Annotated in this window: 17 protein-coding genes; 11 read left to right on the top strand and 6 right to left on the bottom strand. The window is 30.2% G+C overall.

The window, feature by feature from the left end:
• The 3 genes from AS157_RS07120 (at position 1) to AS157_RS07110 (ending at position 2,690) form a co-directional block, all read left to right on the top strand.
• On the top strand, positions 1 to 342 hold the full coding sequence (locus tag AS157_RS07120) for a zinc ribbon domain-containing protein (protein WP_077288575.1): 342 nt from the start codon (positions 1 to 3) through the stop codon (positions 340 to 342).
• Between the two features lie 199 nt (positions 343 to 541).
• On the top strand, positions 542 to 1,531 hold the full coding sequence (locus AS157_RS07115) for a lysylphosphatidylglycerol synthase transmembrane domain-containing protein (RefSeq protein ID WP_077288574.1): 990 nt from the start codon (positions 542 to 544) through the stop codon (positions 1,529 to 1,531).
• 13 nt (positions 1,532 to 1,544) lie between these two features.
• Positions 1,545 to 2,690: a glycosyltransferase family 2 protein gene (locus AS157_RS07110; protein WP_077288573.1), complete on the top strand. Its 1,146-nt coding sequence runs from the start codon at positions 1,545 to 1,547 to the stop codon at positions 2,688 to 2,690.
• Between the two features lie 256 nt (positions 2,691 to 2,946).
• Here the strand turns inward: AS157_RS07110 and AS157_RS07105 are convergent, their stop codons facing one another.
• The 4 genes from AS157_RS07105 to AS157_RS07090 all read right to left on the bottom strand — a co-directional run bounded on the left by AS157_RS07105 (position 2,947) and on the right by AS157_RS07090 (position 7,282).
• Positions 2,947 to 4,644, bottom strand: coding sequence for a carbon starvation CstA family protein (locus tag AS157_RS07105; RefSeq protein WP_077288572.1), 1,698 nt, complete (start codon positions 4,642 to 4,644; stop codon positions 2,947 to 2,949).
• Positions 4,645 to 4,750: 106 nt separating this feature from the next.
• Positions 4,751 to 5,431 carry a LytR/AlgR family response regulator transcription factor gene (locus AS157_RS07100; protein ID WP_077288571.1) on the bottom strand — a complete coding sequence of 227 codons (681 nt, stop codon included), beginning with the start codon at positions 5,429 to 5,431 and terminating at the stop codon, positions 4,751 to 4,753.
• A gap of 4 nt (positions 5,432 to 5,435) precedes the next feature.
• Positions 5,436 to 7,001, bottom strand: a complete 1,566-nt coding sequence (locus AS157_RS07095) for a LytS/YhcK type 5TM receptor domain-containing protein (protein WP_077288570.1) — start codon at positions 6,999 to 7,001, stop codon at positions 5,436 to 5,438.
• On the bottom strand, positions 6,995 to 7,282 hold the full coding sequence (locus tag AS157_RS07090) for a hypothetical protein (RefSeq protein WP_143611731.1): 288 nt from the start codon (positions 7,280 to 7,282) through the stop codon (positions 6,995 to 6,997). Before AS157_RS07090 ends, AS157_RS07095 begins: the two co-directional genes overlap by 7 nt.
• Before the next feature lie 179 nt (positions 7,283 to 7,461).
• On the opposite strand from AS157_RS07090, the gene AS157_RS07085 reads away from it, so the two are divergent.
• The 5 genes from AS157_RS07085 (at position 7,462) to AS157_RS07065 (ending at position 13,513) form a co-directional block, all read left to right on the top strand.
• A complete protein-coding gene (locus AS157_RS07085) occupies positions 7,462 to 8,361 on the top strand; it encodes a radical SAM protein (protein ID WP_197023124.1) in 900 nt (299 codons plus the stop codon).
• 112 nt (positions 8,362 to 8,473) lie between these two features.
• Positions 8,474 to 10,066 carry a methyl-accepting chemotaxis protein gene (locus AS157_RS07080; RefSeq protein ID WP_214495026.1) on the top strand — a complete coding sequence of 531 codons (1,593 nt, stop codon included), beginning with the start codon at positions 8,474 to 8,476 and terminating at the stop codon, positions 10,064 to 10,066.
• Positions 10,067 to 10,231: 165 nt separating this feature from the next.
• Positions 10,232 to 11,566 carry a cyclic 2,3-diphosphoglycerate synthase gene (locus tag AS157_RS07075; RefSeq protein WP_077288566.1) on the top strand — a complete coding sequence of 445 codons (1,335 nt, stop codon included), beginning with the start codon at positions 10,232 to 10,234 and terminating at the stop codon, positions 11,564 to 11,566.
• 49 nt (positions 11,567 to 11,615) lie between these two features.
• Entirely contained in the window at positions 11,616 to 12,554 is a 939-nt protein-coding gene (gene argF, locus AS157_RS07070; protein ID WP_077288565.1) for an ornithine carbamoyltransferase, read from the top strand.
• 173 nt (positions 12,555 to 12,727) lie between these two features.
• A complete protein-coding gene (locus AS157_RS07065; RefSeq protein WP_077288564.1) occupies positions 12,728 to 13,513 on the top strand; it encodes a hypothetical protein in 786 nt (261 codons plus the stop codon).
• A 14-nt stretch (positions 13,514 to 13,527) separates the two neighbouring features.
• Here AS157_RS07065 and AS157_RS07060 read toward each other — a convergent pair whose 3' ends face one another.
• Positions 13,528 to 14,277 (bottom strand): hypothetical protein, encoded by a 750-nt coding sequence (locus AS157_RS07060; protein ID WP_077288563.1) that lies wholly within the window; start codon positions 14,275 to 14,277, stop codon positions 13,528 to 13,530.
• 89 nt (positions 14,278 to 14,366) lie between these two features.
• On the opposite strand from AS157_RS07060, the gene AS157_RS07055 reads away from it, so the two are divergent.
• Genes AS157_RS07055 through AS157_RS07045 form a run of 3 tightly spaced genes read left to right on the top strand, consistent with a single transcriptional unit; the run spans position 14,367 to position 16,652 of the window.
• Positions 14,367 to 15,002, top strand: a complete 636-nt coding sequence (locus AS157_RS07055; protein WP_255373646.1) for an N-glycosylase/DNA lyase — start codon at positions 14,367 to 14,369, stop codon at positions 15,000 to 15,002.
• Between the two features lie 10 nt (positions 15,003 to 15,012).
• Positions 15,013 to 15,789, top strand: a complete 777-nt coding sequence (locus AS157_RS07050; protein ID WP_214495025.1) for a Rossmann-like domain-containing protein — start codon at positions 15,013 to 15,015, stop codon at positions 15,787 to 15,789.
• Complete coding sequence (locus tag AS157_RS07045; protein WP_143611730.1) at positions 15,786 to 16,652, top strand: VIT1/CCC1 transporter family protein; 867 nt, start codon at positions 15,786 to 15,788, stop codon at positions 16,650 to 16,652. The genes AS157_RS07050 and AS157_RS07045 overlap by 4 nt, the downstream gene beginning before the upstream one ends.
• Here the strand turns inward: AS157_RS07045 and AS157_RS07040 are convergent.
• Positions 16,629 to 18,143, bottom strand: coding sequence for an ABC transporter permease (locus tag AS157_RS07040; protein ID WP_250880093.1), 1,515 nt, complete (start codon positions 18,141 to 18,143; stop codon positions 16,629 to 16,631). The two genes, AS157_RS07045 and AS157_RS07040, sit on opposite strands and share 24 nt — an antisense overlap.
• Positions 18,144 to 18,147 lie beyond the last annotated feature (4 nt).

Here is an 18,147-nt window from a genome sequence, read left to right as displayed (position 1 = left end):
ATGATATTTGGCTGGAAAGAATGTCCAAGGTGTGGTGAGGAAGTTAAAGATAATAGAAAAAGTTGTAAATGTGGTTGGAAATTTTATAAGAAAAAATGCCCAAGATGTGGAGAGTATCTGGATGATTCAGAGAAAATATGTTATCGGTGTGGTTGGTATTTTTACTGGGAAGATCATATTGGTGAAGATGATGAATATGAATGCAATTATGATGAATTCGATTATGAAGAGGATGATTGTTGGGATTTTTGGAGAGAAACTGCTGAAGATATTTTAGGCGAAGATTTAAGTAATATTGACGGAGCAACTTTGGGTGAAATTTTAGATGATTTAGGTTTTTGAGGGATTTTGTATATTAAATGGATCGTAACTTTAATATATAGGATTAAAGTAGTATAGAAATATATGTTTTTAGTGATGGTTAGGATTAATGTTTTCTTTACGTTTATATCATGGGGGATTTAATAATCTTCCTTTTTATTTTTAAAATATACTTTTTTGTTTCTTGATATAGATTAAAATTTTGATATAATTAAAAAAGATGAAGAATAAAAGAATATTTTTATCAATTATATTTGCGGTTATTTCTGGACTTACTGTAGTTTCAATTATGAATTTCTTACACAAAGGGAATATTAATATAGTTTCCCTAGTTTTCTCTGTGCCAATAAAAATTTATTTAGTGGCTTTTTTAATATTTTTTTCTTCGTACTTTTTAGAGGCATTTCGTATGATGTATCTTTTATGGCATAGAGGGTACAAGGTAAGTTATTTTTCGTTGTTGTATAACAATATATTGGGGTATTTCTTTTCTTATCTTACACCTTTTGCCATGGGAGGCCAACCTTTTCAGATTTATCATTTAGTAAAAAAAGGCGTTGATTCAAGTTATGCAACAGGGATTATGGTTGCAAGGGTTTTACAAAACTCTTTAGGTGGAGCGATTATTGCAATAATAATGCTTAACACAAGTATGGGATGGATTATGGATAAGGGAAAGTTGGTCTTATTAGGAATCGCTATAAGTTTAATTTCTTCATTTATACTTATTTTGTCAATGGTTGTCCCCGAAGTTATGATACCGATAGTTAGAGGAATGTCAAAGATATTAAGAAGAACAAATTGGGTTACTAGATTTGAAAATTGGGTTTCAAATTTCAAGAGTAGTCTTGAGTATATGTGGAAAGAAAACACTTATATAATGATTGTAGATATATTAGGTTGGTTCTTTATAGTTATGCTTCAGCTTTTTTCTTTATTTTATATTCTTAAGGGTATATCATCTTTGAAAATAAATTTTTGGTTTTTGTTTGGATCAATTAATGCAGTAAATGCAATAGCGTATTTTATTCCTACTCCGGGTTCATCTGGTGGGATAGAAGCAACTTATCAATATGTGCTTTCAAGTATTGTTGGTAATTCTGAGATATCACTTATTGCAATAACTGGTTGGAGATTTATAGCTTATTATTTACAGCTGGTGTTGGGAACTTTTATGCTTTGGATAAATAACAAACATGTTGAAGAGTAGGTGAAAAATTCATATGATTTACATTATATTTGGTATAGTACTTTCAGTTGTAGCAATTTCTTTTTTAGGGTACTCGTTTTTTACAAATATCTTTCTTTTTTTAGGAGTGGTTGTTTTTTTTCTTTTGAAAATTTTGTTAAATATAAATAAGTCAAAAAATGTTGCAGAAAATAATCAAGAGGAAAAATTATGCGCAATTGTTTCTGCAAAGGATGAGGAAGAAACAATTAGGAGATCTATAAAAAGTCTTCTTTCTCAAAGTTATAAAAACATTGAAATTGTTCTTGTTGATGATGGATCAACTGATAGTACCTATAAAATAATGTGTGAGTATCAAAAAATGTATCCTGATAGAATTCATGTTAAAAGAAATGAAAAAGGTCAAGGAAAATTGAAAAATATTTTAAGAGTAACAGAAGAATTTGACGCAGATATTTATTTTGTTATGGATGCGGATAATATTATTCCAGAGAATTATATAGAATATTATGTAAAAAGAATGAAAGACGTTGATGTAACTGAAAGTACGCTTGGAGCATATAACGAAAAAGATTCTTTTCCGGCTTTAATGCATACTATAGAAATATTTCTTTTAAGTTTTTTGAGATATAGTAATATTTTTTCCTCCTTTACTGGAAGAGGAATGTTTATTAGAAAAAAAGTTTTCGAATATATAAAGAATCATTTGAATTATCAAGGTGTTGATGATGGGGCAATGATAAATAGCGCAGTTGATCAAGGAAGATTTAAATTTAAATATTTTTATGGTCCAGTACTTTTAGAATATGCAACAGTAGGTATGGAGGATTTCGTAAAACAAAGATTTAGATGGTATGGCAAAGGTATGGCAGAAGCTGTGGAAAATGGGGCTAAAAGAGTTCTTGTCTCTTTTGGAATAGAAATAGGAGGGATATTGTCAATTGTAATATTACCATTTTTTTCACATTTTAATATACTTTTTTTAGTAGAGTTTTTGTCTGTTTTATCAATAATAGGGATTGAATTGAAGATTTTTTACAAGTTAAAATCAAATATAGTAAAAACAATTGTGGGAATTATTTTAATGGTTTTTGTTGATGCAGGAATTGTATTGGTTTCTTTTTTACAATTAAAAAAGTTTAAGAAAAAATTAGATTGGTATAAGGTAAAGAAAAATTAAAAAACTATACTTTATTATGTAGACATAAAACTATTTTACTTGTGTAGCATTAGAACTAATTAATATGCAAAAGTGTGCTTGTGTAAAATGATAAAAATTAAAAAGTATGTGTTATTAACGTCAAGAAAATTAAGAAAAACTAAAATAAAACATGGCTCCAGAGTAATATTGGAGCCATGTTTTGTTAAAAAGTTAAGTGAATTTACTTTTTGTTCAACCTACTTTTGATAATGAATCCAAAATTGATAGATATTTTTTATTCTATTGTTTCTTCTATTTCAATTTCCCTTGAGTATTTAAACATAGCAATGATTCCTTCGATGATCATCCATATGGCTATAAACAAAGTTATTGATGAAACAAAAACGAGCAACCAATTATGTTGAGAAATAAATTTTCCAAGATTTTGATATGATGCAGTTAATGTTACAATTAACATTATTATCATAGGAATAGCAGTAACCCATATTGGTTTTCTTTTTTTGGCAAGATATACAGTGGCAACCAAGAGTGCAAGTCCTGCAAGAAGCTGGTTAAGTGCTCCAAAAACTGGCCAAAGTATTAATGCTCCTTTTCCACCGGGACTTACCATACATAGTCCAAATGCTAATAATATAACGATGAATGTGGCAATATATCTATCGTTGAATGGTTTTATTACCTTTCCATTCTTTGTTCTTAAAAGCTCTTGAAGTCCAAATCTTTGTATACGTGTTGCAGAATCAAGTGTTGTACCTGCAAATGAAACGATAAAGACAGCCATTATTGAACGTGCAAGTTCTAGAGGAATTCCAAATGAATTCATTAAATTTGCAGAACCATCTATAACTGCTTTTAGTTTTGCGGCTAATCCACTAGCGGTGGCCCATGAAGCGTAATGTTGTGTGAATGCTGCTGTACCACCACCGTTCATACCAATTCCTGCCGTTACTGCAACAATTATTAAAGTTGCAAGAGCTCCTTCGAGCAACATTCCCCCAAAACCTACAGGCAATGCGTCTGTTTCCTTTTCAAGTTGTTTTACTGTTGTTCCAGAAGCTGCAAGGCTGTGGAACCCGCTAATTGCGCCACAAGCAATTGTTATAAATAAAGCTGGAAAAATAGATGGGGCATCACTTACATGATGAAATGCGGGAGCAACTACCTTTGGATGACCAATAAATACACCTAAAAGAAGTAATACCATTGCTATTAAAAGTTCGTGTGAGTTTATATAATCACGTGGTTGGAGTAACCTATGTACTGGTAAAGTTGATGCAAAAAATACGTAGATGTACAGTATAATGATCCACGTTATTATTGGAGAACCACCAAGCGCTGGAACTTTTATTGGGAAATAAAGCCCAATAAAGATAGTAATGTACATCAAAAATACCGCTATTATCGAATATATGGTATCGTTTTTATTCTTTTTATACACCATATATCCAAGCCAAATAGCAATAGGTATTTCCATCCAAACTGGAAAGACACTTGCAGGATACATGTTAAATAGTATTCCCATGATTAAACCGAAAATTGCTATTACAATCCAAAGCAAAAATTGGATAAGAAGTAGAAATATTATTCCTACTCTATTAGAGATAACTCCTCTTGTTAATTCACCTAGAGTGCTACCTTTGTTTCTAGCACTTATAGCAAGTGCCATAAAATCGTGAACTGCTCCCATGAAAATTGGACCAAGTAGAACCCATAAAAATGCAGGAACCCATCCCCAGATAACTCCTATAGCCGGTCCAACAATTGGACCTGTTCCAGCAATTGTTGTGAAATGATGACCAAGAAGTATGTGCTTTTTGGTTGGTACATAATCTACACCATCATAAAATTCCTTTGATGGGACAGGGTTTTTGTCGTTTAAGCCCATGAGTTTTTTTGCAATCCATTTACCATAGGTTTGGTATGCAACTATATATCCAAAGAAAGCTATTAAAACGAGAAATACGGAGTTCATGGTTTAAGCACCTCCAGTATAAAGTTTTGGTATATCCATTGTAACGTGGATTAATAATATGAAGGAACAACTAGAGCAAAATTTGGAATGAAAAGTTAAATATGAATTATAAAAGGTGCAAATATCGCTTGACAAGTTTAGAATATTTTTTACTAACTGGTATAGTAATTTCACAAGAGTCACCAAGTTTTAAAAGTAAGTTTTTTCTTTCTTTGGTTATTTTTTTTAATTTATTCATGTTTACGATAAAAGATTTGTGAACGCGTAAAAAACTATCTGGGAGCTTTTTTTCCAAGGTTCCAATGTTTAGTTTGTGAATTTTATATTCTTTTTCTAAAGTTATTGCAGTTGCTGTTTTGCCGAAAGATTCAATATATAGAATTTTTTCTATATCTAAAAGTAAGATGCCGTCTTGATCTATAACGGGAAGTTTTTCGAAATGTGGTCTAAATAACTCTAGAATCTTATCAACACACTGTTTAAAACGAGTTTCGGTAACAGGCTTTACAAGATAATCAATTGCGTTAATTTCAAATGCTTCTGCACCATATTCTGGATATGCAGTAACAAAAACAACTTTTATATCTTTTAAAAAACGTGCAAATTCTAATCCATTTTTTCCATTTAAGTTTATATCTAAGAATAAAATATCCAAGTTGTTTAAATTTTTAATTTCGTCAATTGATTGGTATTCTCCTATAAGTTCGAATTCATTAATTGACATTATAAGTCTCTTAAGATGTTCACGTGATGCAAATTCATCTTCGACTATTGATACTTTTATCATATTTTCACCTCACAGGTAGATCAAATATTACTTTTAATCCATTGGAATTTTCAAATAAAAGAGAAGCTTTTTTGTTATAGATTAGCTTTAAACGTTCGCTAACAAGTTTGAGACCTGTTCCCATTGTAATTTTATCTGTACCTGGTCCGTGATCGCGAATTTCAATTCTTAATCGGTCTTCTTTGATATAGCATGATATTTCAATTTTTATTTTATTGTTTTTTCTTCCATATTTAATTGCATTTTCAATTACAGGCTGAAAAATAAAAGGAGGAATTTTTACATCTATTTTGGGGCAGTTTATTTTGTATTCTAAAATTTCAGGGTATCTCATTTTCATTATTCCAAGATAATTTTCTATTGCATTTATTTCGGATTCTAAAGTTGTTAATTTATCTTTTCTCTCATAAATATAACGTAGTAATTCAGAAAGTTTGTCTATACATTCTACGGACTTTTTTGTATCTACATTTGAAAAATATCTTACTGTACTTAGTGTGTTAAAGAGGAAATGTGGACTAAGTTTAGAAGTAAATTCACGAAGTTGGGCTTCTTTTGCAAGTTTTGCCTCAATTACGGCTTTTTGAATAGAAAAGACAAGTGATAGTATGTGAACTATTTTTTTTCCAAAGAATATATGAACTTCCTTCGTTTTGTTCTTGGAGGAAAAAATTAATGTTCCAGCTGTATCATCTCCAATTGTAATAGGGAAAACTATATACCATGTCCCATTTTTAAAGAATTTCAAAATCTTTTTGCTTTTTATGGATTTTTTGTAATCTATTTCAAGATTTAGATCTTCTGGATATTTTGAGATAATGGAATTTTGCGATGTTACAAATACACCGTCTACAGGTGAATTTTGTACTATTAGTTGGCAGATTTTTGAAATATTTTGTTCACTATTTTTTGTGTTAATAGTTCCAATTAGTTCTTCAAAAATGGATATAAACCAATTTGTAGTGATTTTTGACACAAGTTGCATTTGCCATTCGAAGTTTTTAAACATAGTGGCAAGTAGTGTTACACCAAATGTATTTACAACAACCATGGGAATAAAGATTTTATGAGTTATATCTATTGCCAAGCTTTCTGGAAATATCATATAACGAGCAATTGCAAGATGGACTGTTTCTGCAAAAGATGCTGTAAAAAAAATTGTAATTATAGAAGGGTTACCGTGCGTCAAATAGTGGATAGATGCGGCAATAATTCCAGAAAGAAATGTTCCAATGGCACAGGGAATTGCTGAGATTCCACCTAGGAAAAGCCGGTGTGCAGAAGCTATGCCTCCAGCAATAAAAGCTGATGGAAACCCACCAATTAAGGAGGTAAATATTATACCAACATCTCTATAATTTATTATTGCCCCTTTATACCATATTCCTAAATAAGTTCCAATTATTCCAAAAATAGCACCAAGGATTCCTAAAAGCATTGCATTATGCGATTTTATGAGTTTTATAAATAAGCTTCTGGTATTGTATAATGTGAGTATCATGTACATTATGACAATAAGAAGTGATAATCGAGAAAGTAAGTTAATTAGAGCATTTGTAATACTCAACAAGGATCACGCTCCATCCCTCTGAAACCAAATTCATCCAAAGGTGCAATATAAGAGTTTTTTGTGGTTTTGAAGATTTTCTTTGCATCGTTTACAAATTTTGGTGTTACTACTATTTCAATGTAATCCACTTTTTTCAAAAATTCACTAGGATATCCTAGCGGTTTTTTGGAAACAAAAACAATAAATTTTTTTGCAAAGCCTAATTCTTTGTATTTAATGATACTTTTTACATCAGAGGATGTAAAATGGGTACCGTACAATATAGCACAGTCATACATCATCTATCACCAACTTTTATAAGTTATATCGTTAAAATTATATCATAATTAAATTTCCAAAGTTGTTGAAAAAATCTAGAAAAAACTTTTGTAAATAGAGTTATAATATTTGAGAAGAAAGGAGGAAAAAATGGCTAGCTAATGTGTTTGGACCTGTTCCATCAAGGAGATTGGGAAACTCATTGGGGGTTAATTTAGTTCCTTTAAAGACGTGCAATTACTCATGTGTTTATTGTCAATTGGGAAAAACAAACTATTTTACAAACGAAAGAAAGGAATATTATCCTACAGAAAAAATAATAAATGAATTGGAATATGCTATTGAAAATACCACTTTAAGTATAGATTATATAACTTTTGTAGGTGATGGTGAACCAACTTTACATTCGAAAATTGGAAGGATAATCAGATGGGTAAGAGAGAAAACAAGTTTTAAGGTTGCAGTTATTACAAACGGATCGTTGTTGTATTTAAATGAAGTACGTAATGATTTACTATATGCCGATTTGGTTCTTCCTAGCATAGATGCTCCTGATGAAAGAAAGTTTAGGTTAATCAATAGACCAGTTATGAAAATTAGATATGAAGAAATAATAGATGGTTTAAAACTTTTTGCAAGAAATTTTAAGGGAAAGCTTTGGATTGAAGTTATGTTAATGAAAGATATTAATGATTCTAAAGAAGATATTGATAAAATTTCGAAAATAATAAATTCTATTTTTCCTATACCTGAAAGAGTTTATATAAATGTTCCCATTAGACCGCCGGCAGAAAAGTGGGTAACTATACCAGATAAAAGAAGTTTGATGTATGCTCAGGAAAAACTCCCAAATGCTATACCCATTAATTTTAGAGAAAAAGGTAAGTTTGATGTCAATAAGTATACTAATGCATGTGAAGCAATTTCAGATATAACAGAAAAACATCCATTAAGATATGATCAAGCAAAAGAAATAGCAGAATATTTTGGAGAAACAATAGATAAAGTGTTAAAAAAATTACAAAAAGAAGTAAAGTTTGTGGAATATGATAATGAAAGGTATCTAAAAAAATTAAAAAATAAAAATGAGAATACGTTCTAATGATTAGATAATAAATCATATTATTCATTTACGATTTAACAAACAACAAGAAGTGATATAATTATAAAAGGAAATTAATAAAATGAAATTATTTGAAGAGGAGGTGGGGTATATGAACCTTAAAACAAAGATATTATTATTAGTCTTTTTACCTCTTCTAGTATTATTTGTGATTGGAATGTTTACTGCAAGTATGGTTAGTAGTAGTAACAAAGATGTTTTGCAAAAAGTTCAAGAATATGAAAAAGCTACTTACTTACTTGAAAAGCTCTCTGATTTTCAAGCAAGTGTTAAAGCGTACCAATACGGTGCAAAAAATTTCGAGGAATTAAACAAACTTTTTGTTGAATTACAAAAAGTTTCTAATGATATACCAATGTTGAAGAAAAATATTGATGCACTTTCAAAGAATTTGAAAGGTATAAAAGATGGCAATAAAAACCTTGTTTCTGATGTGGTAAAATTTACCGAAAATGTAAAAAAAGATATACTTTTTAATCTTGAAAAAAAGAAAGATAACTTAAATGATGCAATAAATTATACAGATTCTATGATAAAGGTTTTACTTGTCTTTTTACCAATAATTATTACGGTAATTTCTGTGTTCTTTGTTTTAATAGTTTCTTCTAAAATTTTCAAAAATATTACATTGTTAGTTACAGTGACTAACTTACTTACGCAGAATGACTTAACAGTTAATATTAATGAAGCTAAAACGAAAGATGAAATGGGAGTTCTTTTAAAATCATTTAAAAAGTTTGTTGATTATCTTAGGGATAATTTAAAGAAAATACGAAGAGAAACAATTGATATAGTGGAAAACATTGATAAAATTTCTGATTCTACTGTATCACTGGCAAGTCAATCTGATAATATTGTAAAACGTATGGATAACATTTCTGCAAGAATTCAAACGATTTCCGCATCAATACAGGAAACAACAGCTGGTGCAGAGGAAATTAGTGCTGCTACCAAGCATATAGCAGATAGTGCTCAAGATTCTGCAATGTTTGCAGAACAAAGTACAGATCTTGCAAAAGATGCAGCAGATATATTAAAGTCCGTTATTCAAACAACTAAAAAGATAGCAGATTCTACAAAAGATGTAGAAAGAGTGGTTGAAAGTTTTAATAAAGGAGCAGAGGATATAACACAATTTATTGAAACAATTAATGCCATTGCAGAACAGACAAATTTACTAGCACTCAATGCGGCGATAGAAGCTGCACGTGCTGGTGAAGCAGGAAAAGGATTTGCCGTAGTAGCTGATGAAATTAGAAAACTTGCCGAAGAAAGTAAAGTTGCATCAGAAAAGATAAAAGTCGTTGTTGATGAGATTTCAGGTATTGCAAAAGAAGCACAAAGTGTTTCACAAGAAATAACTATCCAGGTAGATGAAGGAACAAAATTAACTGATGTGGCCGATAAGAAACTTGATGAGATAATAGGAGCAATACAGAAGATAAACGAAATGCTACAGAATATAGCTGCATCTGTTGAAGAACAAACTGCGGCCGTAGATGAGATTTCAACGGCAATGGTTGATAATTCAAAGAGTGTTGAAGAGATAAATTACAATATTGGTGATATTAATGCATCACTTCAAGAAGTAAATGCCAATATTCAGGAAATAGTATCTGAAGTAAAAGATATTAGAGATGGCACTAACACATTGAAGAATATAGTTTTAAAATATAAAATATAAAATAAGGGGATATATCCCCTTATTTTTACGCATATTTACGCATACTAAAGCAAAAAAAAGATTTAATGTGATAAATTTTTATAATTATACAAGAAATTAGTTGATAAATAAAAAGTTTTTAGATATACTTTTAAATGGTGAAACGGAATTTAAGGAGGTGTTTTCATGGGAAAGAAAAAAGTTATAATAATGGGAGCGGCAGGTCGTGATTTTCATAATTTTAACACTTATTTTAGAAATAACCCAGATTATGAAGTAGTGGCGTTTACTGCAACGCAAATTCCAGATATTGAAGGAAGAGTATATCCTGCAGAACTTGCCGGTGAACTTTATCCAAACGGTATTCCAATTGAGCCGGAAGAAAAGTTAGTGGAATTAATTAAAAAATATGACGTGGATGAGGTTATCTTGGCTTACAGTGACCTTCCACATCAATACGTTATGGAAAAAGCAGAAACCGTTCTTTCGGCAGGAGCTGATTTTAAATTAATGGGGCCAAGAAATACAATGGTTGAGTCAACAAAGCCTGTTATTTCAGTTTGTGCAATTAGAACAGGATGTGGAAAGAGTCAAACAACAAGGCGTGTCCTTGATATCTTAAGAGGATTTGGTAAAAAAGTTATTTCTATTAGGCATCCAATGCCATATGGTGACCTTGTTGCTCAAAAGGTACAAAGATTTGCTGATTACTCTGATTTGGACAAGCACAAATGTACAATTGAAGAAAGAGAAGAATATGAACCACATATTGATAGAAAGAGTGTAATTTACGCAGGGGTGGATTATGAAGCTATTTTAAGAGCAGCTGAAGCAGAAGATCCAGATATTATACTTTGGGATGGAGGAAATAATGACTTTTCATTCTACAAAACGGATTTGTTGATTACGGTTGTTGATCCTCACAGACCAGGTCACGAGGTTTTATACTACCCAGGTATGTCTAACTTGTTGATGGCGGATGTTGTAGTGATTAATAAAGAGGAAACAGCAGATATTGAAGGTATTGAAAAAGTAAGAGAAAATATTGAAAAATGGAATCCAAATGCGATTGTTGTTGATGCAGCATCTCCAATCTTTGTTGAGAATCCAGAAGCAATTAAAGGTAAAAGGGTGCTTGTAGTAGAAGATGGGCCAACCCTAACACACGGTGAAATGAGGTATGGTGCAGGATACGTAGCAGCGAAAAAATTTGGTGCAGCAGAAATAATTGATCCAAGACCATATGCAGTTGGTTCTATAGTTGATACATACAAGAAATATTCTCACCTTGATATGATACTTCCTGCAATGGGATATGGCGAAAAACAAATGAAGGAATTAGAAGAGACGATAAATAGAGCAGATGCTGATCTCGTAATTATAGGTACACCTATTGATCTTAGAAGAGTAACGAAATTGAATAAACCTGCTGTAAGAGTTACTTATGAATTACAAGAAATTGGAAAACCAACACTTGAAGATATTTTGAAAGAGTTTCTCGAGAAGAAAGGTTTGTTATAATAAAAAGCGGGGAGATTCCCCGCTATCTTTTAGTGGGAGGGATGTACAAATGGGAGTTAATTTAAAAGGCAAATCCCTGTTAACATTGCTTGATTTTTCCACGGATGAAATCAAATATTTGATTGAAATAGCAAAAACATGTAAAGCAGATAGTAGAGCGCAAATTATCCATCAAAGGTTTCGAGGAAAAACACTTGCAATGATTTTTGAAAAAAGATCTACAAGAACAAGAGTTGCTTTTGAAACTGCTTTTGGTGAGGAAGGAGGACATCCATTATTTTTATCTACTCAGGATATTCAATTAGGTGCTAAAGAATCTATTGAAGATACTGCAAGAGTTCTTGGAAGAATGGTTGATGCAATAATGTTTAGAGGATTTAAACAAGAAACAGTTGAAATATTGGCAAAGTATTCTGGTGTCCCTGTATATAATGCATTAACTGATTTGTATCATCCAACTCAAGTTCTTGCGGATTTGATGACAATAGAGGAGAATTTTGGAAAGTTGAGAGGCATAAAGTTGGTATTTATGGGTGATGGAAGAAATAATATGGCTAATTCTTTGATGATAGGTTCGGCAAAAATGGGTTTACATTATGTGATTTGTTCTCCAAAAGAATTAAGACCAAATGAAGAATTAACTAAAAGATGTTTGGAAATTGCAAAGGAAACAGGTGCAAAAATAGAATTTACAGATAATGTAGATGAAGCAGTGATAGGCGCTGATGTAATATACACAGACGTTTGGGCATCAATGGGTGAAGAGTCAAAAGCAGAAGAAAGAAGAAAATTACTTATGCCATATCAGGTTAATAAAGAAATTATGAAAAAAACTGGAAAACCTGAAACAATATTTATGCATTGTTTGCCAGCTGTAAAAGGAGAAGAAGTAACTTTTGAGGTTATTGAAGGACTTCAAAGTAAAGTTTGGGATGAAGCTGAAAATAGAAAACATACGATAAAGGCTGTTATGCTTGCTACGATATGAGTAAAAGGTCCTCTTGTTGTTTTTAGAATTTAGTGGTGAAACTTTTAAAAAATAAACAGTTAAATAAAGCGTATTTTTCTCCTCAAGCGTATGAGCTTGGGGAGTTTTTAATTTGGATAATTATGCTATAATATTTTTGAAATAAGGAGGTGTGGATTATCTTTAAAGGAATTTTGAAAAAGCTAACGGATATTTTATTAGTCTATGAATCAGATGAGTTTGAAATAGTTTCAACTATTTTTTCTGAGGAAAGAGTAAGGGAAATATTTAGTTTGTTTCTTAAACAAAATAGGTTCAATTTGTTAGATGGAATGGATAAATTCTTTTTTGAATTTGAAGATGAAATTTTTGAAGTAGATGTGGAAAAAGATGGCTATAAATATATAATTAGTTTTAAAAAGATTAATGATTTAGTTAGTAATGATTTAAAAGCAAAGATGTTTAATATTTTAGGAGAGATACTTGATAAATTTATTTGTGAATGGTTGGAAAAAGGATTTAATAGAAAAGAAAACTATAGTAATTTAACTGAACTTTTTGTTGAAAATTTTCCAGAGATAGATGGTGCTTTATTTTCCACGAGAGATGGTGATATTTTACGCATAAGAGGTGCATCAGGTTTTGATTATGAGATAATGAAAGATGTTTTTTTTACTTTAGATGAAGTATACTCTGAAAGATTAAAAAGACCAATGATCGTTAAATTAGATGATGTTGCTGAGGAATATTATCTGAATGTAGATAATGAAAGGATGAAAAAAGTAGAATTTTTAATGAAATATGCGCATTTAACTAGAATATTATCGATGTTGTCCATTCCTTTTTATAAAAATAATGAATTATTCGGGTTTATATCTTTATACAACTTTGAAAATGAATTTGCATTTGAAAATGAAAACTACATGTACCTTGCAAATGTACTTTCAAAATTATTTACAGGTGTATTTAACAAAATTTAACCCCTCTAGAGGGGTTAAATTTCTTTTACAATTTCTATGTTATTGAATCTAAATTTTAATATGTTTTTAAGTGCTTCAATATTTGAATCTCCTGTTTCAAATAATACAAGGTAGCTGTTTTGAGATAATCTAACATAAAAATCACTTTTTCTTATTTTTTCCTTTATATCTTCTTTTGTTTTTAGCAAGATAGGATAAAACATTGGATTTCGCCTTTTTTTATCTAGAGCAATTAGTTTTATTGCAAGTTCCATGGATATTTCATTTCTTGTTGGTAAATTGGTTATTTCAAAATTATTGGGTAATTTTAGTTGTTGAGTCATTAATAAAATTTGCATTTCACATAGTTTTCTAAAAGGCATTATCCAATCGAAATCTAATCCACTTAGAAGTTCACCGGAGTAAAGCTGAGTGATTTTTTGTAGGACATCATTAGAAGGTTTTTTTTCCATAAGTTTTTGGAATTCAAGATAATCACATTTGAGTTTTTTAGGATTAAGGAATATCATATTTTTTTCTATCTTGAGATCGTCTTTGGTTATGTTTAATCCTTTTCTAATCATATATAAAAGTGTATTTAGGTTTTTTCTCGAGTATATTTTGTCATAACCTTCAAAAAATAAATCTAGGATTTCATTTACAAATATTTTCCTTTTGACGTTTAAAATTAAATAGTATAGTATGTATTCGGCTTTTTTGCTGTTTAAAAGTATTTTTTCATCTTTTAGATAAATACCATATTTTCCGAACATTTTAATGTACATTTAATCCCCCCTATATTCCTTTTGATTATATTTTATCATATTGTGGAGATAATTTTATTATGATTTTTTTAAATTTTTAAAAGTTTTTAATTGAAAAAAGAGGTGAAATAGTGGTTTTAGAGATAAAAAAAATAAAAAATGAAGCTGAAAAAATGGTAAATGAAAGATGGAATGAATTTTTAGAACTTAGAAAAAGTGGGAGTGAGATAGACCTTTTTTCTGAGTTATCTTTTTGTGTTTTAACTGCAAATTGGTCTGCAAAAGGTGGAATGATTGCGCAAGAGAAAATTGGTGAGGGATTTTATACATTTTCTCTAGAAGAATTAGAAATATCTTTAAGGAAGGTCGGGCATAGGTTTCCAAGGGCAAGGGCAAGGTATATATATGAAAATAGATGGATTGTTGGAAATTTAAGAAACTTGTTGAATTTACCCGTTGAAGAAGCAAGGGAGTTTTTGGTAAAAAATGTTAAAGGAATTTCATGGAAAGAATCTTCGCATTTTTTGAGGAATGTAGCTTTTTGTGAAGTTGCAATTTTAGACAAACATGTTTTAAGGTTGTTAAATAAGTACGGTTATATTGATATCATACCCAAAAGTTGGAGTAAAAGGAAATATCTTGAAATTGAAAAAATTTTTAAATCTCTTGCAGATGAATTTGGAGAATGTCCAGGAAGATTTGATATGTATTTGTGGTATTATTTAAAGGGAAAAGTTGAAAAGTAGGAGGGATTTTATGAAAATTTCAGAAATGTTGTTTAATGAAGCGTTTGAGTTTGTGGATAATTCTATTTTTTTGGAAGATTATATAATTGGATATGGTTTAACTGCTGCTTTGCTAAGTGACGGCAGATGTGGTGTTAGTTACACATTAAGAGAAGATACACTTGGAAAATGTGAAGAGTTTTTTAAATGTACTTCAAGTACGGGTAATCCAGTAAGTAAAATAGATGTTGGAATGAGTGTAAGAAAAATTTTGAAAATAGGGGCATTTTCCCCTGAACCTTTGACAAGATCAGTGGCATATGCGGTTTTAAATTCCGTTTTTTATTATGATGAAAGTAAATATCTGAAAGGAGACATAACTAAGTTTTTAGATGTATCTTTTGATGACACGGTTGGAATTGTTGGAAAAATAGAACCACTAATTGAGTATCTTAAACCAATTGCTTGGGATGTTTTAGTTTTTGATAGGAATAGAAATAGTGAGGATGTGCTTCCAGATTGGGCTATAGTTGATCTTTTACCTAAGTGTACGGTAGTAATCATAACCGGTGCAACAGTTGTCAATGGAACAATAGATTGGATTTTAAAATATGTGGATACAAAAAGGGTTGTTATTGTAGGACCATCTACACCACTTGTAAAGAAAATGCCGGTAAAATTACTTGCTGGAGTAAGAGTTTTGGATCCAAAAAAATTATTTAAATTAATTGCACATGGGGCTGGAACAAGGAAAATAATTGCTGAAAGATTAGTTGAAAAAGTTGTAATAAAAGGAGGGATATTTTGACAAAAAAGTTGAAAAAAATTTTATATGGTTTTCAAAGAAATGAAATTACAGAATTTTATGTCTATAGATTTTTATCAAAGATTTCTAAAAATAAAAATAGTAAAGTTCTTAGAAAAATTGCAGAAGATGAATTTAGGCACTATAACATTTTAAAGAAATATTCGAAAAAAGATCTTCATCCAAATTATTTGAAAATAATTTGGCATATCTTTATTTATTTTATTTTAGGATTAACTTTTTCTTTAAATGCTATGGAAAAGGGTGAAGAAAAAGCCCAAAAAAATTATTTGATGTTGAAAGATGAAATACCGGAAATTGAAAAAATAATATTAGATGAAGATTTACATGAAAAAGAGTTACTAAAGCTTATCGACGAAGAAAGGATAAAATATATTAGTTCAATGGTTTTGGGATTAAATGATGCTCTTGTTGAATTAACAGGAACACTCGCAGGATTAACTTTTGCATTTCAAAATTCAAAATTGGTTGCCCTTTCAGGTGTGATAACTGGTATTGCAGCATCATTTTCAATGTCTGCTTCTGAATATTTATCACAAAGGTCTGATCCAAATTCACAAAATCCATTAAAATCTGCTATTTATACAGGTATTGCTTATATTTTTACAGTATTTCTATTGGTTATGCCATATATATTGGTACCTAACCCGTTTTTTGCTTTAGTTTTCTTGTTGGTTATTGCATTGGTGATCATTTTATTTTTTTCATATTTTGTTTCAATAGTTCAAAATAAGAGTTTTAAAGGTTATTTTTCTGAAATGTTTTTAATTAGTTTTGGAGTTATGGGTTTGTCTTTTATAATAGGGATCATTGCTAAAATGTTATTTAATATAGATATTCTTTAGTTTTTTATTCCTTAGATATTCAATTGTTGAGAATAAAAGAATGACTATAAATGAATAAATTGTGTTTAAGGCTCTTGCTTCTGGAATTTTTCTGGAACTTAAGAGTCTATATATGGATATAGATAGGGTTGAAACTGGTGGGTTACTTAATGTTATAGTTGCAGACATTTCACCTATTGATAAGGTGAAAGCGTATACAAAAGCTGTTAGTAGATGGTATTTAATTTGTGGAAACCTTATTTTTAAGTTTAAATTAAATGTATTTGCACCGTCTATTTTAGCTGCTTCGATAGAGTATGGATCAATTGTTTTCCAACCACTTGAGATTATTCCATATACTATTGGAAGCGAAATTAACGAGTATATTACAAGAATTGAAATATATTGACTAATATTTAGGGACACATATGAGAAAGCAAGAGTAACTGGAGAAATTGATGCGGGTAAAAACATTAAATATTGAAGCTTTTGGATTTTATAAAAAGAGCTTACTATTGAGATAATTATTGAAATAATTGAAGAGATTATACTAAAAGAGATTGTATATACAAACATAGATGAAAAAGTGGTACCAATGTATCTTTTTAAATTTAATGATAAAAGTCTTTTGAAGTTTTCTGTTCCAAATCCTCCACCGTAGTTTATAAATCCTGAAAGGACAGAATATGTTAGTGGAATGAATATGATTGCAATGGTTAGAATTATATAGAAATATCCCCAAATGGGGAATTTTTCTTTTAAAGAGTCTCCATTGTGGAATTCAAACTTTTCAAATGAAAGCATGTATGAAACTACAGAGATGAATAAGATTTGAAAAAATGAAAGTGAAAGAGCACTTTTAAAATCAAAGAGTATTTTTGTGTACATATATATGGAAACTTCAATAGTTGAATATTTTATTCCACCAAGTATTAAAACAACTGAAAAACTTGTAAAAGTATAGACATAAGTTAAAAGAAATGCTTTTAAAATCGATGGAGTTAAAATTGGAAGTTCCACTTTCCAAAAAATTCTGTGTTGTTTTGCACCATCTATTTTTGCTGCTTCGATTAAACTTGCATCTATTTTTTCCCATGTTTCTCCAACTATCCTTATGAAAAGTGGAAAGTTATAGAAGACATGTCCTAGAATTACAGCGGTGAATGTATACAAAATTTTCCCATCAAATCCTAGTATTCCCAACAACTTAGTTAAGAGTCCATTTCTTCCAAAAGCCATTAAAAATCCAATGCTCATGGTAACACCAGGTAAAATAAAAGGAATTGATGACAATATTCTAAAAATAGATTTTAAAAATGCATGTGTCTTTGTTCTAGCAACAATGTATGCGCCTGGTAATCCAAGAATCAATGTGAAAATCGAAGAAACAATTGCTTGGGTTATAGTAAATTTGATAACATTTAAGTGATCTTTTATAGTGGAAAAGTTTATTCCACCGAATTTATAAAATAGAAAAAATAAGGGGACAAAAAGTCCCCCAATAACGTACAATAAA

The organism is Thermosipho sp. 1244 (assembly GCF_018588215.1).
Taxonomy (GTDB): domain Bacteria; phylum Thermotogota; class Thermotogae; order Thermotogales; family Fervidobacteriaceae; genus Thermosipho; species Thermosipho affectus.
The sequence above is the reverse complement of the archived record's forward strand: the minus strand, read 5'-3'. Positions and strand labels throughout refer to the sequence as shown.